This window comes from Trichocoleus sp. ST-U2 (genome assembly GCF_039961875.1).
GTDB lineage: Bacteria > Cyanobacteriota > Cyanobacteriia > Cyanobacteriales > FACHB-T130 > FACHB-T130.
In genome coordinates, this window is record NZ_JAMPJY010000063.1 from 1 (window position 1) to 25,095 (window position 25,095).

The 25,095-nt window shown below is 48.2% G+C and carries 19 protein-coding genes; 9 read left to right on the top strand and 10 right to left on the bottom strand.

Features of this window, described 5'->3' with window-relative positions; translation table 11 throughout:
* Positions 1-174: 174 nt before the first annotated feature.
* Both NC996_RS25760 and coaD read right to left on the bottom strand, forming a co-directional pair.
* Positions 175-885, bottom strand: a complete 711-nt coding sequence (locus NC996_RS25760; RefSeq protein WP_242037657.1) for a DivIVA domain-containing protein — start codon at positions 883-885, stop codon at positions 175-177.
* Complete coding sequence (coaD, locus tag NC996_RS25765) at positions 795-1,346, bottom strand: pantetheine-phosphate adenylyltransferase (protein ID WP_190414577.1); 552 nt, start codon at positions 1,344-1,346, stop codon at positions 795-797. The genes NC996_RS25760 and coaD overlap by 91 nt, the downstream gene beginning before the upstream one ends.
* A 284-nt stretch (positions 1,347-1,630) precedes the next feature.
* Here coaD and NC996_RS25770 point away from each other — a divergent pair, with 284 nt between their 5' ends.
* Positions 1,631-2,587, top strand: a complete 957-nt coding sequence (locus NC996_RS25770) for a type II secretion system F family protein (RefSeq protein ID WP_190688136.1) — start codon at positions 1,631-1,633, stop codon at positions 2,585-2,587.
* Positions 2,588-2,591: 4 nt separating this feature from the next.
* Positions 2,592-3,692, top strand: a complete 1,101-nt coding sequence (locus NC996_RS25775; RefSeq protein ID WP_199303252.1) for a pentapeptide repeat-containing protein — start codon at positions 2,592-2,594, stop codon at positions 3,690-3,692.
* Between the two features lie 222 nt (positions 3,693-3,914).
* On the opposite strand, the gene NC996_RS25780 is transcribed toward NC996_RS25775, so the two are convergent.
* The 3 genes from NC996_RS25780 to NC996_RS25790 all read right to left on the bottom strand — a co-directional run bounded on the left by NC996_RS25780 (position 3,915) and on the right by NC996_RS25790 (position 6,013).
* Entirely contained in the window at positions 3,915-4,268 is a 354-nt protein-coding gene (locus NC996_RS25780) for a phenylpyruvate tautomerase MIF-related protein (RefSeq protein ID WP_190435216.1), read from the bottom strand.
* A gap of 116 nt (positions 4,269-4,384) precedes the next feature.
* Positions 4,385-4,867, bottom strand: coding sequence for a flavin reductase family protein (locus tag NC996_RS25785; RefSeq protein ID WP_190688140.1), 483 nt, complete (start codon positions 4,865-4,867; stop codon positions 4,385-4,387).
* 309 nt (positions 4,868-5,176) lie between these two features.
* The gene (locus NC996_RS25790) at positions 5,177-6,013 is read right to left on the bottom strand and encodes a dienelactone hydrolase family protein (RefSeq protein WP_190688170.1); all 837 of its coding nucleotides are present in this window, start codon (positions 6,011-6,013) and stop codon (positions 5,177-5,179) included.
* Positions 6,014-6,465: 452 nt separating this feature from the next.
* On the opposite strand from NC996_RS25790, the gene NC996_RS25795 reads away from it, so the two are divergent.
* Both NC996_RS25795 and NC996_RS25800 read left to right on the top strand, forming a co-directional pair.
* Positions 6,466-8,802, top strand: coding sequence for a glycoside hydrolase family 31 protein (locus NC996_RS25795; RefSeq protein ID WP_190688143.1), 2,337 nt, complete (start codon positions 6,466-6,468; stop codon positions 8,800-8,802).
* Between the two features lie 684 nt (positions 8,803-9,486).
* Entirely contained in the window at positions 9,487-9,669 is a 183-nt protein-coding gene (locus NC996_RS25800; RefSeq protein ID WP_190414604.1) for a replication restart DNA helicase PriA, read from the top strand.
* Between the two features lie 31 nt (positions 9,670-9,700).
* On the opposite strand, the gene rlmN is transcribed toward NC996_RS25800, so the two are convergent.
* Both rlmN and NC996_RS25810 read right to left on the bottom strand, forming a co-directional pair.
* Positions 9,701-10,828 carry a 23S rRNA (adenine(2503)-C(2))-methyltransferase RlmN gene (rlmN, locus tag NC996_RS25805; protein WP_190688146.1) on the bottom strand — a complete coding sequence of 376 codons (1,128 nt, stop codon included), beginning with the start codon at positions 10,826-10,828 and terminating at the stop codon, positions 9,701-9,703.
* A 28-nt stretch (positions 10,829-10,856) separates the two neighbouring features.
* Positions 10,857-13,766, bottom strand: coding sequence for an ATP-binding protein (locus NC996_RS25810; RefSeq protein WP_190688150.1), 2,910 nt, complete (start codon positions 13,764-13,766; stop codon positions 10,857-10,859).
* Positions 13,767-14,168: 402 nt separating this feature from the next.
* Here NC996_RS25810 and lgt point away from each other — a divergent pair, with 402 nt between their 5' ends.
* The 3 genes from lgt (at position 14,169) to NC996_RS25825 (ending at position 17,069) form a co-directional block, all read left to right on the top strand.
* On the top strand, positions 14,169-15,053 hold the full coding sequence (lgt, locus tag NC996_RS25815) for a prolipoprotein diacylglyceryl transferase (protein WP_190666815.1): 885 nt from the start codon (positions 14,169-14,171) through the stop codon (positions 15,051-15,053).
* 386 nt (positions 15,054-15,439) lie between these two features.
* Complete coding sequence (cobM, locus tag NC996_RS25820; protein WP_242030366.1) at positions 15,440-16,294, top strand: precorrin-4 C(11)-methyltransferase; 855 nt, start codon at positions 15,440-15,442, stop codon at positions 16,292-16,294.
* A gap of 166 nt (positions 16,295-16,460) precedes the next feature.
* Positions 16,461-17,069 (top strand): hypothetical protein, encoded by a 609-nt coding sequence (locus tag NC996_RS25825; RefSeq protein WP_190688151.1) that lies wholly within the window; start codon positions 16,461-16,463, stop codon positions 17,067-17,069.
* A gap of 2 nt (positions 17,070-17,071) precedes the next feature.
* On the opposite strand, the gene NC996_RS25830 is transcribed toward NC996_RS25825, so the two are convergent.
* Positions 17,072-18,079: a zinc-dependent alcohol dehydrogenase family protein gene (locus NC996_RS25830; protein WP_190688154.1), complete on the bottom strand. Its 1,008-nt coding sequence runs from the start codon at positions 18,077-18,079 to the stop codon at positions 17,072-17,074.
* A gap of 186 nt (positions 18,080-18,265) precedes the next feature.
* Between NC996_RS25830 and NC996_RS25835 the strand changes: the two genes are divergently transcribed.
* Entirely contained in the window at positions 18,266-19,612 is a 1,347-nt protein-coding gene (locus NC996_RS25835) for an efflux RND transporter periplasmic adaptor subunit (protein WP_190688156.1), read from the top strand.
* 78 nt (positions 19,613-19,690) lie between these two features.
* Complete coding sequence (locus tag NC996_RS25840) at positions 19,691-22,873, top strand: efflux RND transporter permease subunit (RefSeq protein WP_190688159.1); 3,183 nt, start codon at positions 19,691-19,693, stop codon at positions 22,871-22,873.
* Between the two features lie 266 nt (positions 22,874-23,139).
* Here the strand turns inward: NC996_RS25840 and NC996_RS25845 are convergent, their stop codons facing one another.
* A complete protein-coding gene (locus NC996_RS25845; RefSeq protein WP_190688161.1) occupies positions 23,140-24,471 on the bottom strand; it encodes an AIPR family protein in 1,332 nt (443 codons plus the stop codon).
* Between the two features lie 261 nt (positions 24,472-24,732).
* Positions 24,733-24,921: a hypothetical protein gene (locus NC996_RS25850; RefSeq protein ID WP_190688164.1), complete on the bottom strand. Its 189-nt coding sequence runs from the start codon at positions 24,919-24,921 to the stop codon at positions 24,733-24,735.
* Positions 24,922-25,095: the final 174 nt, after the last annotated feature.

Here is a 25,095-nt window from a genome sequence, read left to right on the forward strand (position 1 = left end):
GTATTTCATTAGCTTTACTTATGAATTACCAGGGGTGAGCGTAGAAGACAGGTGAGCGAGCGCATAATTTCAGACCTCATATTACCCCAGCGACGACTTTTGCAAGAGGTCTAATATGAAGGTTTGAGAGCTAAAGCACAAAAGTATCGTGGATGGGCACCGCCCACCCAACACTTACTTCTTCTTATCTGCGCCTCTGCCTCTGTCCCCCTCTACTTCTCTAACCGTGGGAGTACGGGGCGACGGTGGTGGAGGAGCGTCATTTTGTAACTGTTGCCGACCGTTGCGGATGACCTTGAGCATATCGTTAAGCTGCTGCTCGATATTCGTGAGAACTTGGTCGGCGTAATCATCCGCTCCGTTTTGAATGTCCTCGCATTCTTGGATAGCAAGCGATCGCATCTGCTCTAGCTCTTGTTGTGCTTGTAGGCGCATCCGTTCTAGTTCTGCGATCGTTTGTTCTTGGATGGCGTCGCACTCCTGCTGCACCGCCTGCCGGATCGCTAGCGCTTCCCGTTCTGCTTGCCGAATCAAGCCCATTTCATCCAATATCTGATCGGCTCGGCGTTCTGCTGTCTCAATAATCTGCTGTGCATAATCCTCCGCTTGCAGGAGAATTTCTTCCTTCTGGCGAACAATTTCTTCAGCTTCCTGAAAAGCCGGTGGCAGATTGATCCGCACCAAATCCAGCTGATCGAGTAACGGATTCTCATCGACTAAGCGCAGGCTAGTCAAGGGAATGCGCGTACTATCAAGAATCATTTCTTCGATGCGGTCGAGTTCCCGCTGAATATCTACACTTCCCGATCCACTGTCGGGTAATTCACCTTCGGGGAAGCGTCCATTACTATCGGGTTCGAGGCGGGAAGAGTCTTGGCGTAACATCGGTAGATATCTAAGGCGACGTGCTGGGGAACAAGATGATCGACAGAGCCGCCGAATCTGGCAATCTCTTTCACTAAGCTACTACTTAAGAAACTGTACTCGTTAGAGGTTGCTAGAAAAACCGTCTCAATCCGGTCGTCCAGAGTTTTATTTGTATGAGCCATCTGTAGCTCGTGTTCAAAGTCAGAAAGCACCCGCAAACCGCGCAGCAGCACGCCCGCTTCTCGGATTCTGGCATAGTTGACCGTCAAACCGTCAAAACTGTCAACTTCTACATTCGGCAGCGATCGCGTCGATAGACGAATCTGTTCGATGCGCTCCTGTACTGTAAACAGGGGCGTTTTGTTGGGGTTCCGCAACACCGCAACAATCACCCCATCAAAAAGCCGACAACCGCGCTTAATGATGTCGAGGTGCCCCAGAGTAATTGGATCGAAGCTGCCAGGATAGATTGCAATCACGGAAGAGGTGTGTGAGCTAGCTTAAGGAAATTGTACTCATACAGTACCCCTAAAACTACGAATTGTTAAAAGTCTCCGGTTTTAGCGAGAAGCACCGACCACTAAACGAGAGCGATCGCAACCAGATCCGATTCATCGCCTCAGCACCCTCTTCTCGCGGCATACACGAGCCAGCAATCGACCTCTGCTGTAATCGCAGAGAGTCTCTAGATTAGTGCAACCAGCGCCACTCCTTAACTTTCAAGAGGGTCGCTAGAAAATCAGCAAAAGCTAAAATCCGATTAGTGAATCTACACATTAAGTTGAAAAACCAGGAAAAGGCTCAATTTTTTCAGCAGTTCGCCACTTTGCTGAATTCTGGCATTTCAGTACAGCAAAGCTTAAATTTGGTTGAGCGCGATCGCAATTCTCCCTTCGGGCGCTATCTGCAAACAGTCAGTGTAGCGGTGGATTCTGGGCAAGATTTGGCGTCTGCTTTGACCATAGATGCTCGATATTTTGATGGTTGGACGATTAGTCTAATTCGGTTAGCAGAATACAGCGGATCGCTAGCAGAGACTTTTGAGAGATTGGCAACGGTGGCGGAAGCGAAAGTCAAACGGGAACGCCTCTATCGTTCCGTGGGAATCGCCGCGATCGCGCTGATTTGGAGTCTCTTGGTACTCGCCGCCGCACTTTTCAAGCGAAATCCTCAAAAGCTTACCCATCCTGGTTTCTGGCTGTGCAGTTTTGGATTAGCAGTGCTTTTGGTTGGGGTAGCTATCCTGAATTCTCGCTTTCCCGGACGCGGTTTACAGCGGTTGGCGGCGCAACTTCCCGGTTTAGATAAAGTCATGCAAGCGCGATCGCTCCTTTACTTTACTGAGTTGTCGTTGCCTTTAAGTTGCGGGGTGCCAATTCTCGCCGCGCTGGAATTGTTGCGCGATCGCATCCCCGATCCTCAGATGGCAACCCATGTAGCAAAAGCTGCTCGGCAAATTCGTCTTGGTAGAAGCCTCACCGAGAGTCTGCAAACCAAGTTACCGCCACTTGCAATCCAATATATTCGCACTGGTGAAGAAACCGGCAATTTAGATGCGGCGCTGCGAAAATTGGAGCAATATTACCAAAGCGACTTAGAGAAACGTTTGAGGCAGTTGGAGGGAATCTTGCGTCCTTTGAGTCTATTAGCGATTGGAGGTTTAGTGCTTTTAGTCGCAATTCGAGCAATTAATTCGCTGATAAACTCTCTGCCAGGATAACTTTATGTGTGATGAAACAGAGGGATTAAAAAAAGGGCTTATCATTCTGTCACTTACATTTATTGCTATAGGAGTGATAGTTTTCCTGTGGTTATGGCAAATTGATGTTGTACCCATTGAACACTTCAAGAATTCTTCTAAAATCCTGACTCCAAAGGAGTTTATTGAGCTTAAAAGGCAGGGCGTCAACTCTGTTATTGAAGGTTTAAAAATTGTTGCAACAACCTTTGGAGGAACCGCAATCCTCTTTAACGTTTTCTATGCAGCGAAGCGAGCAAAAGCGATGGATGATAGCGCGATCGCTGCCAATAAAAGTGCTGAAGCAGCTTTGGATAATGCTAAGGCTGCCCTAAAAAATGCAGAGGCCGCACAAGACAAGCAAATCACAGAACGCTTTACTAAGGCTGTTGAACTTCTTGGTAATGACAATATCTCTATCCGTTTAGGTGGAATTTACGCTCTAGAACGAATTGCCAAAGATTCCAAAAAAGACCACTGGGCAATTATGGAAGTGCTAACTGCTTTTGTGCGAGAGAAGGCTCTTTTAAGGGAAGAAGAGATACAGCAGGGGCAATCACCAAAAATTCCTACGGATATTCAAGCAGCACTTACAGTTATCGGACGGCGCGACGTAAAAAGAGATCCTAACAATCAAAGACTTAATTTACAAAATACCAACTTTGAGAGAGCAAACCTTATTGGAGCTAACCTGCCAGGGGCAGACTTTTGTGAAGCTAACCTGCAAGGAGCAACCCTTAGTGAAGCTAACCTGCAAGGGGCATTGCTCTGTTTTGCTAACCTACAAAAGGCATATCTCGGTGAAGCTAACCTACAAGAGGCAGACTTTTCTAAAGCTAATCTGCAAGGGGCAACCCTTAGTGAAGCTAACCTGCAAGGGGCATTCTTCTTTGCCGCTAACCTGCAACAGGCAAACTTTTATAAAGCTAACCTGCAAGGGGCATACCTTAGATTAGCTCAAAACCTTAAACAAGAGCAGATTGAAAAGGCATTGGGAGATAGTGCAACTATCTTGCCGGACAATGTGGAAAGACCTGCACATTGGACGCAAGCTGGGGGAGAGACGGATGAGATCGCCCCAATATAATGCTTGTCATTTGAATCAAATACAGAACCTAACCTCCTACCCCCTTCCCTAAAAGGCAAGCAGAAAAGCCCCTTTCCTTGTAGAAGAAAGGTTGGGGAGAGGTAATAATGTACTGCACCTAATTACAAACCCCAATATTTCCACCTTCTTAGCCCACGCAGGCGGACTTTATTTGTGTAGCCCCAGCCTTCTAGGTGTGGGCATTATCAAGTAAGGATTTAATCAACCAAATGTTGACCCATCCCAGCCCCACATTGAACCTTTCGCATCAGCAAACTCAATGTAAATCCGGTTTGTGGATACACCAAGTTTCTCATTAATTTGCTGGCAAAAATCTTGGCTCATCGCCTTAGTTTGCGACGGACTCATGCTACCGACACTTTTAATTTCGACGTAGCAGACGGGATCGAGAGTTCCCCCAAATGTCATCGCCACACTCGGCTCAAAAGCCGTCATCACATAAGATTCCGGTTTGCCTGTATGCTTGGCTAATTTAGCAGAAAGACTTTTCAGCAGACCCTCAACAGCACCCCGATCGGGAGAATCAACAGAAGTTTGAACTTTGATTAGCGGCATAATCTTTTACTCTAAATCCTTTCAAAAGGGATTAGGTAATGGGTAATCGTTATTAGTCATTCGTTATTAGTCCTTTGCTACTAACCAATTACCAATTACCGATTACCAATTACCAATTACCCACCATATTGCCAAGGGGTATTTTCGAGTAAAAGCGGTTTACCCTCGCGGTGGACGCCAGCAGCGATCGCTTCCCCAACATAAACCGTATGATCGCCGTGTTCTACAGCACCAACAACCTTACACTCCACATAACCAAGGGAATCGGAGATGATGGGACAGCCGGTTTCTTGTCCTAGATAAAATTCCACATCTTCAAATTTATTACCGACGCGGCGCTGCGGCTTGAAGAATTTTTCCGCTAAGTCTTGCTGTCCCTCATCCAGGAAACTAAGTGCAAAGACGCCACTGGTTTTGATCATGGCGTGGGATTTAGAATCCTGCTTAACGCAATTCACAACCAGCGGTGGCTTAAACGAGCCTTGCATCACCCAGCTGGATGTGAAGCCGTTAACTTCTTCGCCATCTTTGACACCGCAGATATAGAGTCCGTGAGGAATCTTACGCAGAATAGTTTTTTTGGCTTGTTCGTCTAGCAAAGTTTTACCTGACAGCTACTGATACATCGCTTAGTTTATCAATGTCTTGGGAAGAAACATCAATCTGGAGATAGTTCCATAGGGGCATAACATTGCACATCAGTGTCAAATTAAGCTTTGGCGGTTGAAACCGCAGCTATACAGACAAAACCTGCCTAGCCTTCGGCACGCTTCGCTAACGCAGGTTTAAAACCCATAATTTATCTTAAGTCCGCGCAAGGCGGACTTCGTTTGTATAGCCGCGATTTCCAATCGCTAGGGCTTAAGTAGACTTAAAAGCAATCGAATCGCAGAATGGGCGATCGCTTCCTAAGCAACCCCGTACTTCTTAAACCAAGCTTGTAGGCGTTTCCAGCCGTCTTCTGCTTCCTCTTTGCGGTAGCTGGGGCGGTAGTCGGCAAAAAAGCCGTGGGGCGTGTCGGGATAAAGGATAATTTCCGAAGCATTGTCTGCTGCTTTCAGAGCCTCCTGCATCTTCTCGACAGTTTCGTTCGGAATGCCGGTATCGCTGCCGCCGTAGAGTCCCAGTACGGGCGCTTTCAGCTCATCAACTAGGTCGAGAGGATATTTGGGAATGAGGGGCAAAGACTCGCCTACTAAGCGTCCGTACCAGGCAACGCCAGCATTCAGCGTGGGATTGTGTGCCGCATACAGCCAAACGATTCGCCCACCCCAACAAAAGCCTGTAATTCCCAGTTTATCAGTGTTGCCCTTACTGGACTTGGCTGCCCAAGCAACCGTTGCATCCAAATCTGACATCACTTGAGCATCGGGGACTTTAGAGACAACTTTGGTGATAATTTCTTGAATATCGCTCATCCGGGAAACATCGCCTTGACGCGCATAGAGTTCCGGCGCGATCGCTAAATAACCTAGTTTCGCAAAGCGGCGGCAGATATCTTGCAAATGTTCGTGGACGCCAAAGATTTCCTGCACAACTAGCACGACGGGGAAATTCTTACCTCTGGCAGGCATCGCCCGATAAGCGGGGATTTGCCCATCTTCTACGGGTATCTTCACTTCACCCGCCACCAAGCCTTTCTTATCGGTCGTGATGACTTGGGCAGAAATGGGGCGAACTGCTACGGCAAACCCTGCCGCCAGCGTAGAGACCATGATAAATTCGCGGCGCGTGAATTTCATCAGCAGTTTTCTCCAAAAAACTTCTTCAAGTCTAGATTGTGCATCAGTTGGGCGGGGATAACCGCCGATGTTCTCGGCAGCAGCCTTCAGCGCTAGGCTAACGCCTCGCTTCGCTAACGCGATCGCGCAATCATATCCCATACGCTTTAAATTGATGCTGACACCTATGAGGACTTACGCAATAACTCTCTAAAACTCTTATTCCTTCGCGTCCTTGGCGTCCTTGGCGGTTCGTTTTTCCATAACGAGAGCGTAAGTCCTGATCTATGTTAAACGGACTTCTTCCACCCCAGCTTCACCGCAGCAAAACCTTCCCCCTGGAAGAAGCCGCAGCCGATCAACTGTTACAAGCTGGATCGAGGTGAGTAAAAGCATTTTGCTCATTAGCGATCGCTAGCTGTAGGGGCAATTTATCAATCGCTTCTACTCAAATTCACAGTTTACCGGGAGGGGTGATGCCGCAATATTTTGGAAAACTGCCTACGACAGGGACATCTTGGTCAACAATTGGAACGCTAAAAACCATAGAACGCCACGATCGAGGAATCTACGGCGATTGTGAGAATTCGCGCCTTGCAATTAGCATCCTGGCACCGAACTTAGTCCGAGTGCGCTGGGCACCGAATGGGGAATTGATGCCGCGTCGTTCGTGGGCAGTGACCTTGGATGATGCAGAATGGTCAGTCGTCCCCTTCCAAGTTCGGGAGACTGACGCAGCGCTAGAAATCGAAACCGAGCAGATGCGCGTGTACATCCACCGCCAAGGGTGTCGGATCGAGTGTTTTGATAAAACCGGGCGACCTTTCGCGCAAGACACTGGAATGGGGATGGCTGGACGGATGGGCGCGATCGCTGCCTGGAAGCGCATCGAAGCTGATGAACATTTCTACGGTTTTGGCGAACGCACCAAGCTACTCGATAAACTCAGCGAAGTCCAAACAAACTGGACAGTTGACGCCCTGGATTACAGTTCATTTACCGATGAAATGTACCAGGCGATTCCATTTTTCATAGCGCTACGTCCAGAACTCGCCTACGGTATCTTCTTCAACACCACTTTTTGGAGCCAGTTCGACATTGGTGCGGAACAACCGGGCGTCTATCGGATGGAAACGCGGGGCGATGAACTGGATTATTACATCATTTACGGCCCGGAACCGGCGCAAATTCTTAGCACCTACACCCAACTAACAGGTCGAATGCAACTTCCGCCGAAATGGTCGCTTGGTTATCACCAATGCCGGTGGAGTTACGAATCTGAGGACGTGGTGCGAGAACTTGCCCAGGAATTCCGCAACCGTCGCATCCCTTGCGATGTGATTCATCTTGATATTGACTACATGAAGGGCTACCGGGTGTTTACCTGGAGTCCCAAACGGTTCCCCGACCCTGCCCAATTGGTCAGTGACTTGGGGCAGGATGGCTTCAAGACGGTGACAATTATCGATCCAGGCGTCAAGTACGAGCCGGAAGCCGATTACCACGTCTTCGACCAAGGGATAGAAAATGACTATTTTATCCGTAAGGCAGAGGGTGAGCTATTCCACGGCTACGTTTGGCCCGACAAAGCAGTATTTCCCGATTTTCTGCGTCCGGAAGTGCGCCAGTGGTGGGGCGACTTGCACAAAAGCCTAACTGAAGTCGGCGTTGCGGGTATCTGGAACGATATGAACGAACCGGCGATAGACGATCGCCCGTTTGGCGATCCGGGGAATAAAATATCCTTTCCCTTAGATGCGCCCCAGGGTTCGCCGGAAGAACGCACTACCCATGCCGAAACGCACAATCTGTACGGGCAATCAATGGCTCAATCGGCTTGCGAAGGACTGAAGCGGCTGCGTCCTACAGAGCGATCGTTTGTGCTGACACGTTCCGGTTTTGCCGGAATTCAGCGTTGGTCGTCGGTGTGGATGGGCGATAATCAATCGCTGTGGGAGTATTTGGAGATGTCCCTGCCGATGCTCTGCAATATGGGACTATCGGGTGTGGCGTTTGTCGGTTCGGATATTGGCGGTTTTGCTGGCAACGCCACGGCGGAATTATTTGCCCGATGGATGCAAGTGGGAATGCTTTACCCATTGATGCGCGGTCACTCGGCAATGAGTACGGCAAGACACGAACCTTGGGTTTTTGGCGATCGCGTTGAAGCTATCTGCCGCGAATATATTAATCTCCGCTACCAGCTATTGCCCTACGTTTACACGCTTTTCTGGGAAGCCGCAACTACTGGCGCACCAATTTTGCGTCCCTTACTCTATCATTTTCCTAACGACCCGAAAACCTATAAACTCTACGACCAAGTATTGCTCGGTTCTTCCCTAATGGCAGCACCCATCTATCGACCAGGGGTAGAATACCGGGCCGTGTATCTTCCCGAAGGCACTTGGTACGACTGGTGGACAGGAGAACGTTACCAAGGCGCGACGCATATCTTAGCGCATGCACCGTTAGAGCGAATGCCGCTATATGTGCGTGCGGGAGCGATTATCCCCATGCAGCCGGTGATGCAATACACGGATGAGCGTCTCATTGACGAACTCACTCTCCGCATCTGGCCTGGAGAGGGCGAGTTTAGGCTCTATGAAGATGATGGGCATACGTTTGAATATCAAACGGGTACTTTTGCCACTACAACTTACCGCGTTGATTCCCAAGGGCAACAAACGGTGGTTGAAATTCCAGCGCGAGAGGGCAATTGGACGCCACCCAGCCGCGAAACTATCGTGCAGCTAGTGGGTGTTGGCGAACAGCGTTTTGTTGACGATAGTACGGCGCGTCAACTGACTTTTTAAATTGGCTTGATAGAACCTCACCCCCAGACCCTCGACCTTCACGGAGAGGGGAGCCGGAGTGAGGAGGTGCTTCTAATGGGAGGCGCGATTAACCGGATTTAATCTCAATCCTTAACGGTCAGCGATTTGCTCTTGAGGGTGAATCGCTTTTTTTGGCATCCTTTACGTTTCATCAGAGCGATCGCAGATCCCAGCTTCTCGCTCAAGCCTCTCTTGTGAAAAATGAAATATATCTAAAGACTGATGCTAAAAAAAATATTAAATATTATAAGCAAATAAAATTTTCTTAGAGAATTTTATTTTAGTTGTAAATTTAATTCTGACAGGTGTTGATAACTTCTATAAATCTTTGTCAGAAAGCCACCAAACTTTACACAATTACCATATCAGAAATATCTAAACAATGTTAAATGCCTGTGCAAACCTCCCGCATTTGCATAAGTTCACAATGGGGATCAAAGCTAGATAGACGCATATTCCCAAAGAATGATTCATTATAATCATCCAATTGATTATGGATAATTATCAAAAAGGTTGCCATAATAGTCTAGAAAGGTAAATTGATTTTTCCCCCATTGCATTTGGCTAATTTGTTACTTTAGCTACACTTTCACCGGATAGTATCGGTGTCAAATCTAGCAATTCTCTTGTTTTAAAAAACTTAATGACATGAAAACTTTAACAATGCAGCTCGTCCAAGCAATTCGGTGTCCTAACTGTGGCAGTCCGGGTGAACGACATTACATTTCTAGCAGCCAGCTAACGCGGACACAATGCCGCACTTGTGACTACTTGATGGTGACTTGTTCTCGAACCGGGAGAGTAATCGAAGCATACGCACCCGGTCTTGATGCAAGCCGTCTGTAGAAGCAATCCTCAAAGAATTGCTTTTACTGAATTATTTAGAAGCTCGAAGTTGTCCGCAAGCAGCATTGGCTTCCAAACCACGAGAGTAGCGAACGCTAACAGCAATATGCTGTTTTTTCAGAGCTGCCACAAAAGCTTGAATCCGAGTAGAATCCGGACGCTGATAGTCAGCATCGTGGATAGGATTGTAGGGAATTAAATTGACGTGAGTTTGGAATCCCCGCAGGCGGGATGCAAGTTCATTCGCGTGTTGGGGAAGATCGTTCACACCCGCAAGCAGGACGTATTCAAATGTCAATCTGCGACCTGTTAATTGAACATATTCCCGACATTCTGCTAACAAATCTTCCAGGGGATATCGCTGAGCCGTAGGGATAAGTTTTTCCCGAAGTGCCTGATTGGGTGCGTGGAGGCTAACTGCAAGGGTGATTTGCAAGTGATGTTGCGCTAAATCGAGGATGCGATCGCGTACTCCCACAGTGGAGAGCGTAATCGAACGCTGTCCAATTCCCACATCTTTATTCAGGATCTCTAGCGCTCCCAGAACATTTACCGTATTCAGTAAAGGTTCGCCCATCCCCATAAATACAATATGGCTGACTCGTCGCTTGAAGTCTTCCTGAACCGTTAACACCTGATCGACGATTTCATGACGTGCGAGATTGCGGGTAAAACCTCCCTTCCCCGTAGCGCAGAAGTCGCAAGCCATCGGACAACCCACCTGGGAAGATACGCACACCGTGAGGCGCTTTTCTGTGGGAATACCGACTGTTTCGATAATTTGACCATCTGCCAACCGCAGCAGATACTTCACCGTCTCATCTGGAGCAACAGAACGATGATGTATCGTAGAGCGTCCAATCGGGACATCTGCTACTTGGTCGCGCCACTGCTTAGAAAATACAGTAATTTCGGAAAGCGATCGCGCTCCTTTTTCATAAATCCACTGATGCAGTTGCTGTCCCCGATAAGCCGGTTGTCCTTGAGCAAGCACCCATTGGGTTAATTCAGCTAAATTTGCCCCTAAAAGAGGAGGAATCGTTCTGGCTGGGTTTTTATTCGTTACCCCCTGTTTAGCAACGGGAGCAGTTTCATCAAACTGATTTTGATGCTGACTGTCTGTAGAAGACTGAACCTGAGAGCGGGACGTAGCAGACATAAATAATCAAAAGTTTTAGCTAGGATCTCTATCCTAGAACCTCTCGATCGACGCTGGGGTTCACTTTATAAGTTTGCCCGATCGGAATCTCAATTTGAAACTCTGCACCTTCCCCAGGTCGAGATAGACACTTCATCTTTCCGCCATGCTTTTCTACAACAATTTGATAGCTAATCGATAAACCCAGTCCAGTGCCTTGACCGACTGGTTTTGTTGTAAAGAACGGGTCAAACAGTTGCCCTAGGACACTTGCACTCATCCCCGGCCCATTATCTTTAATCCCGATTCTCACCCAATTCTTGTCTAAAAGTTGGGTAGAAATTGTTAAAGTGCTGGGTTTCTTTTTAATTTCTTCTGAGCTTCGCGCTTTATCTTGCTCCTGCAAAGCATCAATCGAATTATTCAAGATATTCATAAATACCTGATTCATTTGTCCGGCATAACATTCCACCAGCGGCAAGTTGCCATATTGCTTGATAACCTGAATCGGCGGAAACTCTGGTTTATGCTTGAGGCGATTGTGCAAAATCACGAGGGTACTATCGATTCCCTCATGAATGTTGACAGGTTTCATCTCGGCTTCATCTAACCGAGAAAAGTTACGCAAAGTCAGAACAATCTCCCGAATGCGGTTTGCCCCTACTTTCATCGAAGACAAAGTTTTCGGCAAATCCTCAATTAGAAAATCAAGATCGATCTCTTCAACCAAGCCTTGAATGTTTGGATCAGTGTAGGAATAACCCTGCTGGTAAAAGTTAACTAAACCGAGAAGATCCTGAGTGTAGTTACCCACATGGGTCAGGTTTCCGTAGATGAAGTTGACAGGGTTATTAATCTCATGGGCAACACCCGCAACGAGTTGACCGAGGCTAGACATTTTCTCAGTTTGAATTAATTGAGCTTGGGTTTGCCGCAGGTCTCGCAGGGTTTGTTCTAGAGCGATCGCTTGCTTTCTAGCAGTCTCTTCCGATTGCTGTAATGTTTCTTCTGAGAGCTTGCGCTCCGTGATGTCGCGTAGGATGACAATATATTCTTGAAGTTGGCGATTTGAGCGGTGGGAAAGCGTCACCTCGATCGTGCGTAAGCTCGTTTCATCCTGCCGGAATGTCTGTTCGCTGCGACTTTGCCAAATCTCAGGCGACCCAGCTAACCCAGAGAGGAAATCGTTGAGGCGACGCCCAATCAGCTGATGAGCGTCCATCTCGAAAAGGGCAACAGCGGCTGGGTTGGCTTGACGAATCGCGCCGCCCTCATCCAAAACGAGAATGGTATCCGGAACCGTGTCTAGGGCAGTGATAAAAAGATTTTCCGCGTGTTCTCGTGCTTCAGCGATCGCAGCCACTTGAGGCAAGCTAGTCCAGCAGGCAACTGCGATCGCTACAAAAGCGAGCGTCATCAGCAAAATGACTAAAAGATTGTTACTGGCATTCCCAGAAATCTGCCCAATCCCGTTCCGAAGCACCCAGGCGATCGCCGTCGCACTACAAACCAATAGAATCAGGACGATCACCTGAAAGGCAACAAAATCTTTGACCTGAAAGCTTTTCACCCGGTAACGCTCAATCCACCAGGCTGGGTGGAAAGGCTCAAATGCGATCCGACGAATCGCTGCATCACAAGCCAAAACAGCGATCGGAGACAGCAGCCCAACTAGCACATCTTGCCAGCTCCAACTTAAACCCCCCACTACCAGAACAACCGCCTCGAGGGCGAAGAAGCCCAGCGACCACCAAGGCCAGCGCACTTCGGGTTTGCCTCGCTGCAACCACAAGCCCAGCTGGATTGACATAATGGCGACAAGATAGCCAGTACCCGTTACTACCACAATTCGAGAAATATCTCCCCAAAGCAAATAGATCAAGCTGATGCCAAGGGAAAATATTAGGGCAGGTTGCAGAACGCCTTGCCGGGAGACGACCGCGAAGACGGGTGAAAGGTGTCCGTCTAGGGCAAGTTGGTACAAAATGCGGGGAGAATTAGAAACCGCAGTCGCGCAAGCGAGAAGGCAGCTAGAGACGATCAGGAGGGTCACGATTAAGGAAGCTGACTCGCCCCAGAAGGGCTTTGCTGCTGTGAAAAAGTTCAAGAACGTGTCTTCGCCCAAGTCTGGTACAGTTGCCAAGCGCATGAGTACCCAAGAACCGCCCAGAATGACCGGCGGCATTAGCCAAGCTGCCAAGCTGAGAAATCGCAGCGTTTCTCCAGGGCGTCGGCTGTCGGCGACAAATGCGGAGGCTGTCTCGCAGGCGTAGGCAATGTAGATTGCGAAAAAAGACCACTTTGCCCAATCCACAAAGTTTAAGGTTGACCAGGTGCTAGGAAAAAATCCGGGACTCGCGGGCGAGAAGGCTAACCATCCTAGACCTTGAAGACAAAACACCAATAAGAATCCGACTGCTGGAAGAATGAAAAACGTGTGCAAGATTGCTAAAGCTCGCGTGCCGCTGAACGCGACAATATAAGCAATCAGCGTGAATCCTATTTTCAGAGCCGTTTCCGGACAATCAATCCCTAAAGGTTCTAGATTAGTCTTGATGAGATTCGTCAGGATAATTGGGTTGATTGGCAGATATCCTGCCCAGCCGATGAAGTACGCGATCGCCGCATAACGAGCTAGACCGGGATAGTTTTTGAGTAACTTAGTCGTGTAATTTGGAGTTCCTCCCGATATTTCAGGCCAGTGTTCCCCTAAGCGTTTCACTTGCAGGTTCAGCAGCATCCCCACAATCGCTGCGGGCAACCACACAAAGATGGCAGATGAGCCTAATGCTGCATGAATTAGCGGGGCTGTGCCAATCCAGGCTAGATGACCTGTGAACCCAAAACCCCAAGTTTCTAAGGCACTCAGGCTGCGCGGCAGGTGCATAGATGAACGCTGATTTAGGCGCAGATTACGATTTTTAACGATAGGATTTTGAGTAATTCGGTCTTCAGTCATCTCTGTTCGATCTCAGCGTGATGGTTCCGCGAATGCTGCCATCACGGTCGTATATAAGTACAGTTGCAATATCAATATCTATCTATCGGATCGGTACTCGCTACCGCTATTTGTCTTAATCTTGCTGCTTGCGATCGTGAAACTTGTTTGCTTGCACAATTTGACAATTTTTGCAAGGGTCAGCAGTAATTTGATTGATTGAATGTTGATTGCCCTTTGAAAGGGGTGTCAGCGTGTCCAGATTTCCAGGGAACTGAGACCAGGGGACTGAGAATTGGCTAGAGGCGTGTGAGCGATCGCGATCTAGCTGCTGCTATGCAAGACTTGAATCAAGCATTCGATAAACTATGAAGTGCTAGCAGCGAGTCTTGTCCGGGCTACGCTGGAACTCAATCAAAGCCGATGCTTCTTGATATTTCCTCTCTGCCTTTGGCATTTGAATTTACCTCTCCAGGCCCAATCCTCATTGAGCTGGGACCGTTTACCATTCGCTGGTACGGTCTATTAATTGCCTCAGCCGTATTAATTGGCGTCACCCTTTCTCGATATCTGGCGTCCCGCCGTCACATCAACCCAGATATACCGGGCGATTTCGCACTCTGGCTAGTTGTAGCGGCGATTCCCAGTGCCCGACTCTACTATGTTTTGTTTGAGTGGGAACAATACGCCCAAAGACCGGGTGACATCATTGCCATCTGGAAAGGAGGCATTGCCATTCATGGGGCGATCATCGGTGGCACTTTGGCAGCTTTGATTTTTGCCCGAATCCAAAAAATCTCTTTTTGGCAACTTGCCGATTTAGTCGCGCCCTCTGTCATTTTGGGTCAAGCCATCGGGCGTTGGGGCAATTTCTTCAATTCTGAAGCCTTCGGGGCACCTACCGATTTGCCTTGGAAACTGTTGATTCCGGTCGAGAACCGTCCGCCCGATTACCAAAATTTTGCCTACTTCCATCCCACCTTTCTCTATGAATCTCTTTGGAATTTAATGGTGTTTGGGTTGCTGATGACCTTGTTTTTTCGGGATTTGAAGAGACCACGTCTCAAGGCAGGTACGCTGTTTTTGGTTTACATGGTGGCTTATAGCGCCGGTCGCGTTTGGATTGAGGGGTTACGCACCGATAGCTTGATGCTGGGGCCGTTGCGAATGGCACAAGCGATCAGTTTGCTGGGAATGGCGTTGGGATTGGCGGGTCTGGCTTGGGTTTATTTGTTGCGTCGTTCTCTGCCAGATGTCGTGTCAGCCTCTAGTCATGAGAATGCTTCCAGCGAGAATGCCCAACGATGAATCATCCCATTTCACGGGGGTGAGATTACACCTCAGATGCCTCAACCGTCTTTCCGATCGGGCTTTGAGAGTTGAAGTGTCGCGTTAATCAAGTGAATTGGTAGAAAAAGCCAGGTTTCAGGAGAAATTATTCCCAAAAAAATCCCAAAAAAAATGCTCTAGAGTCAAACTCTAGAGCAAAACCAGGGTGCATCTACCATTCCTTAATTACCGGGGAAGTGGAACGAATCCGGAAAGTGTCCGTAATCAATTTAATTTTTTTGACTCGGTAGGCGCAGATAGGTACCGCTGTACGGGAATCAGAAGCAATCTGCAATTTTGTCAAAATTGCAGAACGATCAACAGATGACTGATAAGTTACACACTCTAGAAGAGGTTTGTCTGAATTGGCGACTAAATTTATTGGCGAATCATTGTCTCCCCTGGCACCAGCCGTTTACATTGTCGGTGCAGGGCCGGGAGATCCAGATTTATTGACGGTTAAGGCGCAGAAACTACTCGCGGTTGCGGATGTAATCTTATTTGCCGATTCTCTGGTGCCGGTGCAAATTTTGCAGGGGGTGCGTGCGGATGCGGAAATTATTCGCACCGGGAATAAAACCCTCGAAGAAATTCTGCCAGTGATGATTGAACGAGTGCGATCGCATAAATCTGTGATCCGCCTCCACTCTGGCGACCCCAGCCTCTACGGTGCTGTCTTTGAGCAAATGCAAGCCTTGGCAGAGGCTGACATTCCTTTTGAAATTGTCCCCGGCATCAGTGCTTTCCAGGCAGCCGCCGCCAAGCTCAAAGTTGAGCTAACGGTGCCAGGACTGGTGCAGACGATTATCCTCACCCGGATTAGCGGACGCGCTTCAGCGGTGCCGGAACGAGAAGAATTAGCCTCCCTAGCAGCGCATCAGGCAAGTTTATGCCTTTATCTAGCGGCGCGTCACGTCGAAGACGCGCAAGCGAAACTGATGCAGCACTACCCCGCCGATACACCTGTGGCGATTTGCTTTCGAGTCGGTTGGCCTGATGAGAAAATCTTCCTGGTTCCTTTGGATCAAATGGCAACTGTGACGCAGCAGGAAAATTTGATTCGGACGACGCTTTATGTGATTAGTCCCGCCTTGGGGACGGTGGAAAATACGCCAGAGTCTTTGGCGACAGCGAAACGTCGTTCGCGTCTGTACGATCCTGAACATACTCATCTGTTTCGCCAGAAATCCACGAACCTCTCCCCCAACTCCTCCTTATAAGGGTAAGTTTTGAATATTTAACGCTCCCAAATCGTCAAAAACCTACACCTGTAGGGAAGAAGTTTCCCGGTGCAAAATGTAAGGTGAGAAAAGTCTGATTGGTAACAGCACCCAATGCAGATGAAGCGTTAATAACCAGATAATAATCGAGGCAATTTTGTAAACTATGCTTTCGCAAATCGTGCGCCCAATGGTTCGCACTCAAATCCGGTTACTCGCTAGCTGTCAGGCAACTCGTTCCACACTGATTGGGACGATTGCCCAGTGGCTGGGCTTTCTCGGTGTACGTGCCCAAGTTACGCACCTCAACGCTGGTTCAGACCAAAAAATTAGCATTTCTCTGACGGTAGACCAACCCGAAGGGTGCGACAAACAAGACTGGCAGCAAATTGTCAGCAACCTTAATCAAGAAACCGATGCAAAGCTAGCGGAGGATTCCCAGCCTCAGCTAACGCCCCAGCAACAAAGTAAACTACAGCGGTTGCTGGCTTATTTGATTCAGGCGGCGGAACCGGAAGTCAGGATCAGCTGGGAGGTTTGGTCTCGTCAGCTTCAGGCACTCGGTTTAGAAGAACCCATGCTGCTGGGTGTCAGATCGGCATTGAAAGTGCCCCAGTCGCTTGAGCAATTGCTGGAAGGACTCGATCCAGATATTGCAGCGATCGCACTTCCCAAAGCGGTCAGCATTGCCTTGCTCGATCGCCGGGTCAATGCCTCGGAAGACAAGGCTTTGACAGCACTTTTGCAGCTAATGAAGCCACGCAATGAGGGTTAGTTTTATTCACCCTCCATCACCAAGGCGATTTTACCTGTAATCGATCCGGCTTCCAACAGTTGGTGCGCGGCGGCGGCGGCTTCGAGGGGGAAGGTTTTGGCGAGGTGAATTTTCAGCGAACCTTCATCAATCCAGGTTGCACACTGTTCTAAAATTTCTGCGTGATGCTGTTGAGCTTCCAGAAGTCCTTGCAATGCAGGCGTGAGCATCAATTCAAAGCTAATCCGGAGATTGCGCGATCGCGCAATCTTCCAATTAGAGTAAGCGGGGTCTGGCTCCAGAATCGTCACCAGATCGCTATAAACCCGCACGGCGGGGAACGTTTTATAGAAGGTTTCCCCGCCCACCGTATCAAAGGCTAAGTCTACGCCCTCTCCTCCAGTCCAATCTAGAACCGCCTGGACAAAGTCAGTTTGCTGATAAAAAATTACCTCATCGGCACCTAATTCGCGGACAAAATCAGCCTTGTCCTGAGAACTAACGGTGGTACAAACTTCCGCACCTTTCAGCTTCGCCAGTTGAATGGCGACGTGACCGACACCGCCAGCACCCGCGTGAATCAGCACCCGTTCCTTGGGTTCTAGCCGCCCCCGTTCAAATAGGGCTTCCCAAGCGGTAATCAGAACTAGAGGGGCAGCGGCGGCTTCTGCAAAGCCTATAGAGACGGGTTTCTTGGCAACAAATCGCTCATCGACAACCGCCATTTGAGCATAATTTCCCAGCTTTGCCCCCAGTCCACCCGCGCAGAAATACACTTCGTCGCCAACCTTAAACCGCTGGACGCCAGAACCGACTGCTTCCACGACTCCCGCCCCATCACAGCCTAAAATAGCGGGCATTTGGTCTGGGTAGAAGGTGCCCCGCTGCCGCAATTTAGTGTCAATCGGGTTGATTCCCGCCGCCCAAAGACGGACGAGGATTTCTGTGTCTTGTTCAATCGTCGGGTTTGGGACTTCCTGAAGTTGCAAGACTTCCGGTGCGCCAGATGCTGTCATCAAAACTGCTTTCATCAGGTCGTTCTTGTTGCTAAGCCAAGGGTCTTTTATTGAGAACTCTACCGCAAGTCTGGGTTCCTAGGGTCACATTGCGATCGCATCTTTTTCCGGAAATTTTGCATCATAGTAAAAGTAGCCCTTGCAACATTTCTTTGCAAAAGGTTGCCGCCAGTAAGGTGAAAGCGTGGAGGGAGCGCGGTGATGGACGAAGCCCCAAAAAAGATAGAAGTTGATGAATTAGATGACTGGGACGGTGACGAAGAATCCTCCGACGACGGCTGGAAGCGGAGCCGCAAAAAGAGAGGTCTGTCTGGTTGGAAGGGTGTGGCGATTGGCGTAGGGATAGGCATCGCCCTCACCGCAGGCGGAATGAAACTGCTTTCACAGCCTAAGACTGCGAAGAAGCCAGATGCCACGCAACAGGCAGCACCACCCAGCCAAAGTGTCACCGCAACTGTCGCCCAATCCGCCGAAGTTGCCCGCACTCTGACAACCAGCGGTACAGTAGAAGCCCGCGAACTCATCCCCGTTTTGTCCCAGACAACCGGCTTACAAATCCAGAGAGTTTTGGTGGACGAGGGACAAACCGTGGAAGCCGGACAGGTAATGGCAGTTCTGGATAATTCCGTACTACAAGCGCAACTCGATCGAGGGAAGGCACAGCTAGAATCAAGCCAAGCCGCTGTCCGGCAAAGACAAGCTGCCTTAGCCCAAAGCCGCGCCACCCTGGCAGAAGCCCAACGGAACCTCCAGCGTTATCAGCAACTGGCTCAGGCAGGCGCGATTAGTCGTCAAGAGCTAGATGCTCGCGCCACCACTGCCGCAACCGCTAGAGAAGAGGTTCGCCTTGCCCAAGCGAATATCAATAGTGCCGAAGCCGAGGTCAGGAGCAGTGCGGCAAATCTGCAACAACTGCAAACTCAGCTAGGGCAAACCCAGGTTCGCGCTCCGGCTAGCGGCATTGTTACCAGACCAAAAGTAGATGATGAAATTCAGCAAATAGCCCGGATTGGGGATGTCACTTCTGGCAGTAAACCGCTCTTTTCGATCATCCGCAACGGACAACTGGAACTGGAGGCACAACTTCCTGCTATCCAACTGCCGCAAGTAAAAATTGGGGCACCCGCCACGATCACCTCGGATAACGATAGCCGCATTCGCTTGCAGGGGCGAGTCAGAGAAATCGCGCCCCTCGTGAACGCACAAAGGCGGGAAGCCACCGTCACGATCGACCTGCCGCAACCTTCAAGTGGGGAAAGCTTGTCTTTACGACCGGGGATGTTTGCCCGTGCCGCAATTACGACTACTACGACAACTGGGGTAACGGTGCCTGCCAAGGCGATACTCCCTCAGCCAGATGGGAGTGCCATTGTATTCCTGCTATCGGGTGAAGACACGGTTCAAGCTCGGAAGGTAGAACTAGGAGAAGTGGCGAGCGGTGACACCAGGGAGATTAAGAGCGGGTTAAAACCAGGCGATCGCGTCGTCGTCGCGGGTGCCGGATATCTCAAAGAAGGCGACAAAGTTCGAGTCGTCGATAGTCAATAGCCAATGGCTAATCGCGAAGGATAATCAGCGATTAGCCACGAGCAATCAGCAATCTTTTAATCTTTCAATTCGCCTTTTATGAACATTTCCGGCTGGTCAATTCGCAAACCCGTCCCTACCCTGGTCTTATTTTTGATTTTGACCGTGGTAGGTTGGTTTTCTTTTACAGGTTTGGGCATTGATATCAACCCAAATATCGATCTACCAACGGTTTCGATTACCGTCACCCAGGCAGGGGCGGGACCAGCGGAACTGGAATCTCAGGTGACGAAACCGATTGAAGATGCTGTAGCGGGTCTGGGAAATATAGACCAATTAAATTCAACAGTTAACGACGGCGTCTCTACCACCGTCGTTAATTTTGTATTGGGGACAGATAGCGATCGCGCGACGAATGATGTCCGCAATGCCGTCGCCCAAATTCGCCAAAGTTTACCCGCAGACATCAACGAACCGATCGTGCAACGGTTGGAGTTCTCCGGCGGGCCGATTATGAACTACGCCGTGATTTCTAAGCAAAAATCGGTAGAGGAATTAAGTAATCTAGTTGACGAAACGATTAGCCGCGCCCTGCTATCGGTGGAGGGAGTCGCTCAAATCAAGCGGGTTGGCGGTGTTGACCGCGAAATTCGCGTCAATCTCGATCCCGATCGTCTGCAAGCTCTGGGAATTACAGCCACTCAAGTCAACGACCAAATCCGCGCCCTCAACGTCAACTTACCCGGCGGACGAGCGGAGTTAGGCGGGAGCGAACAAAGCATTCGTACCTTAGGCAGTGCGCCGAATGTCCAGGCGTTGCAAAACTATGAGATTATCCTTCCGGGCGGGGGTTCGGTGCCCTTATCCGCTTTGGGAGAAATCCGCGATGGCTCTTCTGACCCCCGGCAGGCGGCACTGCTGAATAATCAACCCGTGGTGTCTTTTTCCGTCTTGCGTAGCACTGGCAGCACTCTGGTGACGGTGGAAGAAGGGGTACGCCAGAAAGTAGAAGAACTGCAAAAAAACCTGGGGTCGGATGTCCAGCTAAAACTCATCTTTACTCGCGCTGACTTTATCCGCGAATCCTACGAAGGCACCATTGATGACCTGATCCAAGCCTCCGGGCTGGCAGTGCTGACGATTATGATCTTTTTGCGGAACTGGCGTGCCACGTTGATTACTGCCGTGGCGCTGCCGTTGTCCATGCTGCCCACCTTTGCCGTGCAATATTTGCTGGGTTACACCCTCAACAACATGACTTTGCTGGCATTGGCGCTGGCGGTGGGGAACTTGGTGGATGATGCAGTTGTTGAAATTGAGAATATGGATCGCCACATGGATATGGGCAAAACGCCCTTCCAAGCGGCTTTAGATTCTTCTGCGGAGGTGGGTTTGGCTGTGCTGGCGAGCGCGGCGACAATTATCGCAGTGTTTTTGCCAGTTGCGTTTATGGGTGGAATTCCGGGGCAGTTTTTCCAGCCGTTTGGGGTGACGGTTGCGGTCTCGACCATCTTCTCTACTCTGGTGGCGCGGACGGTTACGCCGATGATGGGCGCTTATTTGCTCAAACCGAAGAAGACTTCACCCGCCAATCACGCATCCGGAAATGGAAACGGGAACGGCGCTAACAGCCGGAAAAAAAATCGATTTCAACCCTATCGCTTTGTGCTGAAATGGGCTTTGAGGCATCGTCTGACCACGATGGCGATCGCTCTGGCATTTTTCCTGGGCAGTTTGGCGCTAGTCCCGTTTATTCCTAAGGGATTATTTGATAACGGGGACATTGGGTTCTCGGAAGTTTCCGTGCAACTCCCTCCCGGTTCGACGCTGGAAGATACTAAAAAAGTTGTACAGCAGACAACTCGGTTAATTCAGCAAAGCCCCGCCGTTGAGAGTGTCTTGGCAACGACAGAAGTCAATACTGCCAATCTTTTTGTCAATTTGAAACCGAAGGAACAACGAGAGGATATCCCTCAGAAGAAATTTGAGAATCAAATGCGCCAAGAGTTCCCTCAAGTGCCGGGGGCGCGGATTAGTTTCCAAAGCCAGGGAGCCGGAGGAGCGGGCAAGGATTTATCAATTGTCCTCAAAAGTGAAAATCCGGAAGCTTTGAACTTGGCAGCGGATGCTCTGGAAAAGCAGATGAGAAGCGTGCCCGGTTTAGTGGAAGCAACCTCTACTGCCAGTTTGGTGAAACCAGAAATTCTGATTATTCCTGATGCGGCACGAGCGGCGGATTTGGGAGTGACGGTGCAAGCGATCGCGCGTACTGCATCCCTTGCCACCATTGGCGACAATGAAGCGAATCTGGCTAAGTTTAACCTCCCCGATCGGCAAATTCCGATTCGAGTGCAGATAAATCCCGATGCGCGGCAGGATATTGACACGCTCAAAAATCTTCAGGTGCCAAGCCAAAACGGGAATCTGGTTCCCTTACTGTCGGTGGCAGATATCCGCTTTGGCAGCGGTCCGGCGCAAATCGATCGGTTTAATCGCGCTCGTCAGGTGTCGGTACAAGCCAACTTGCAGGGTCTTGCTTTAGGAGATGCGGTGCAAGCGGTGCAACAGCTACCTGCCCTCAAAAATCTGCCTCCCGGAGTCGTGCAGGAATCGGCTGGGGATGCCGAGATTATGCAGGAGATTTTCGGTCGCTTTGGTTCGGCAATCGGACTGGCAATTATGTGTATCTATGCCATCCTGGTGCTGCTATACAACAATTTCCTCCATCCCCTGACAATCATGGTGGCGTTGCCTCTTTCTTTAGGCGGAGCACTGTTGGGTTTAATGATTGCCCAAGAAGCGTTGGGGTTATATGCGCTAATTGGGATTGTGCTGCTGATGGGGATTGTGACGAAAAACTCCATCCTACTGGTGGACTATACCTTGATTAACCAGGAAGAAGGCAAGTCGCAATATCAGGCGCTAATCGCCGCTGGGATGGATCGTCTGCGACCGATTTTGATGACTTCTCTGGCTACGATTGCGGGAACGATTCCCCTTGCCTTGGGAATCGGTGCGGGGGCTGAAGTCCGCGCTCCAATGGGAATCGCGCTGATGGGCGGCTTCACAACTTCCACGCTGCTAACGCTGGTGGTAGTGCCGGTGCTATTCACCTATGTGGACAACTTGCAGCGCTGGCTTGTGCAACTGCCGAAGCGCGGATTTGGCAGAAAACGGGGGCACAAAAATGGGGAGGTGCGTCGGACGAAGTCACAGGAGAAGCGATCGCTTCCCACTACTCCCAACCCAGAACAAGATAAATTCCCCGTCGGTAAAAAGTAGTTAGAGTGCATTTCACAACTAAAACCCCGTAAGTATCAACCTACGGGGTTTTATTTTATAGAAGCGATCGCCCTTGTGTAGTGGAATGCGATCGCTCCTTAAAACTGGAAAGCCTCGTATAACTCTATAGCCACAGGGTTTAGTTTTGTTGGTGAAGTGATTGCATCTTTACTTAAAGCCAATTTTTAGAGTTATATTTCTTTTATTTTAATATTAAGTCCCATTGCTTCATATACATTTTTAATTTTTGTAATTAAATTGGCTTTTTAATTACGTATAATTGGATCTCCATCTGCTTTCAGGCATAGAATCATATATAGTGGTTTAAAATTTGCCTTTCTCATTACTTCATACATATCTTGACGAATCTTAGCGTCTTCATCTTTCAAATCTATAAGTTTAGATGCTACTACTTCAAAAGCAAGTTGATAGTAACGAACAAACTTATTCTTATGGTTTTCTATTATAGATACAACTTGATCTAAAAAGTTATTTATCGCTTGAAAATCTTTTTTTCCATTTTGTTGAACATAAATATTATTTCTTATAGAACCGCAAGCGGCTAGTATTGTTATAAATGAGCGATAATTAGCATTCTCTGTTTGCCAAAATCTTTTAAATAGAGGTGCATAAACCCCGTCTGTATATATTTTCTTAACTTCCTCTACACCTAGTTCTGCTGCTTCATGAAGCTTAAACAATTTTTTAAACGTTTCTTCTCCGTTGTCATCTTTTTCTTGAAATTCTTCTAATAAATCGTAATTCATCTCTGTGTAGTTTTTGCCAATTGCGTTGTTTGGAGAAGAACTAAATAAACCTATAAACACGGAATATATTTCATCATAAGCAACACGAGGTTGATAGATTTCACTCAGCACATCGAATGGAGAGTTTGGACGGGGAATCTGTACTCCATGTTTAAACCCAGAACTTTTAACAGTTTGGGGGCGAATAAAGCGAGCTAAGTCGAGTTCTATGCGCTGGATCGAATTCTGAAAATTTGCGGCGTGTGCTATGTCCCATGAATCATCCGTCTCAACAATTTTAACCAACACGCAGGCTTCATTTTTCGGACTTCTTATTGCACACATTGTTGTCTGACAACCATTTACAATACTTGCTTTTGATAACAGTAAGGTATGCTCGTTGAGCATTTTTACTTTTTCCGCACGAAAAGTAATACCATTATTTCTTGCCAGCATTTTTTCTGGTTCTTTTTCAACTGTATCAAGAATTGCGTTATTTACTTTTTCTTTTTCCCTATTATGTCCATTCTTTCTTTTCCCACTTTTTTGTTTTCCAATACTATCAATGCCGATGAAATCGCGGATGTTTTCTAAAAATAGAGCATCGCCAAATTCGTCATGGCAAGATTTCAATTCTGTTGATGAAACTATACCAATGTATACGTTTCCTTGCTGCAATGGCTTACTTTCTAGGCGAAGCTCAACATTAGCTGGCAAAATGTGTGATTTATAATAAGCAGACTGCAAGATTTTAAGAATATCATTGCAATCCAAAATATGTATAAGATTATTTTTCTTTAAATCGCTGTAAAAATCTTTAGAAGCAAAACTAGATTTTTCATATTCTGGCAATAATCTTGCCCTAATACTGCTATTTGTGACAATTATAAAATTTATTTTGGGAAATTCTAAATTAAATCCCTCACTTGTAGGTAACAGAGAGAGTTGTACTGTGGATTGCGTAGGAGTATGACTTTTTAGAAAATTATTAAACTTTGAGATGATTGTATCAATTTCTGCAACCGTTCGTATTTTTAATTTTGCTTGACCATAGAGGATCTCTGTTTCCTCATCGTTTTGACACTCTAAATCAATCCCTTCATCATGACTATGTTAACGTAAAGTTGGCTCTCCAAAATGGGAGCCAATATCTGATAAAGGAATGATACCTCGTGTAAATTTTGCAAAGTAGTCACCTTTTTCTTTTGATGTTAAGTCCCTAAGCTGGCTATCAAAATAATCTTTTAGGTTCCCATCAGAAATAAGAAAATCAGGAAGCGGTTCAATCTTTGTTTCAGTCATTGCAGTTTCTAGCAATCTGGGTTAATACTAACTTAAATAATAAACTTAGCAATTTTAAATGGGCGTTGCTGAAATTGTAATGAACTAAGCTGATAGAAAAACTGTTCGATACTTCAAGTAGTGAAGGAGCAAACGGAGCGAACACTTCAGCATCTCAAGTGATTTGGAGTAGCA

Coding starts and splice junctions, on each gene's coding strand:
- NC996_RS25830 (WP_190688154.1), bottom strand. CDS start 18,079: ATGAAAGCAGTTTTGATGACAGCATCTGGCGCACCGGAAGTCTTGCAA.
- NC996_RS25760 (WP_242037657.1), bottom strand. CDS start 885: ATGTTACGCCAAGACTCTTCCCGCCTCGAACCCGATAGTAATGGACGC.
- NC996_RS25850 (WP_190688164.1), bottom strand. CDS start 24,921: ATGACTGAAACAAAGATTGAACCGCTTCCTGATTTTCTTATTTCTGAT.
- NC996_RS25835 (WP_190688156.1), top strand. CDS start 18,266: ATGGACGAAGCCCCAAAAAAGATAGAAGTTGATGAATTAGATGACTGG.
- NC996_RS25825 (WP_190688151.1), top strand. CDS start 16,461: ATGCTTTCGCAAATCGTGCGCCCAATGGTTCGCACTCAAATCCGGTTA.
- NC996_RS25775 (WP_199303252.1), top strand. CDS start 2,592: ATGTGTGATGAAACAGAGGGATTAAAAAAAGGGCTTATCATTCTGTCA.
- NC996_RS25795 (WP_190688143.1), top strand. CDS start 6,466: ATGCCGCAATATTTTGGAAAACTGCCTACGACAGGGACATCTTGGTCA.
- lgt (WP_190666815.1), top strand. CDS start 14,169: ATGCTTCTTGATATTTCCTCTCTGCCTTTGGCATTTGAATTTACCTCT.
- NC996_RS25810 (WP_190688150.1), bottom strand. CDS start 13,766: ATGACTGAAGACCGAATTACTCAAAATCCTATCGTTAAAAATCGTAAT.
- NC996_RS25800 (WP_190414604.1), top strand. CDS start 9,487: ATGCAGCTCGTCCAAGCAATTCGGTGTCCTAACTGTGGCAGTCCGGGT.
- rlmN (WP_190688146.1), bottom strand. CDS start 10,828: ATGTCTGCTACGTCCCGCTCTCAGGTTCAGTCTTCTACAGACAGTCAG.
- NC996_RS25840 (WP_190688159.1), top strand. CDS start 19,691: ATGAACATTTCCGGCTGGTCAATTCGCAAACCCGTCCCTACCCTGGTC.
- NC996_RS25780 (WP_190435216.1), bottom strand. CDS start 4,268: ATGCCGCTAATCAAAGTTCAAACTTCTGTTGATTCTCCCGATCGGGGT.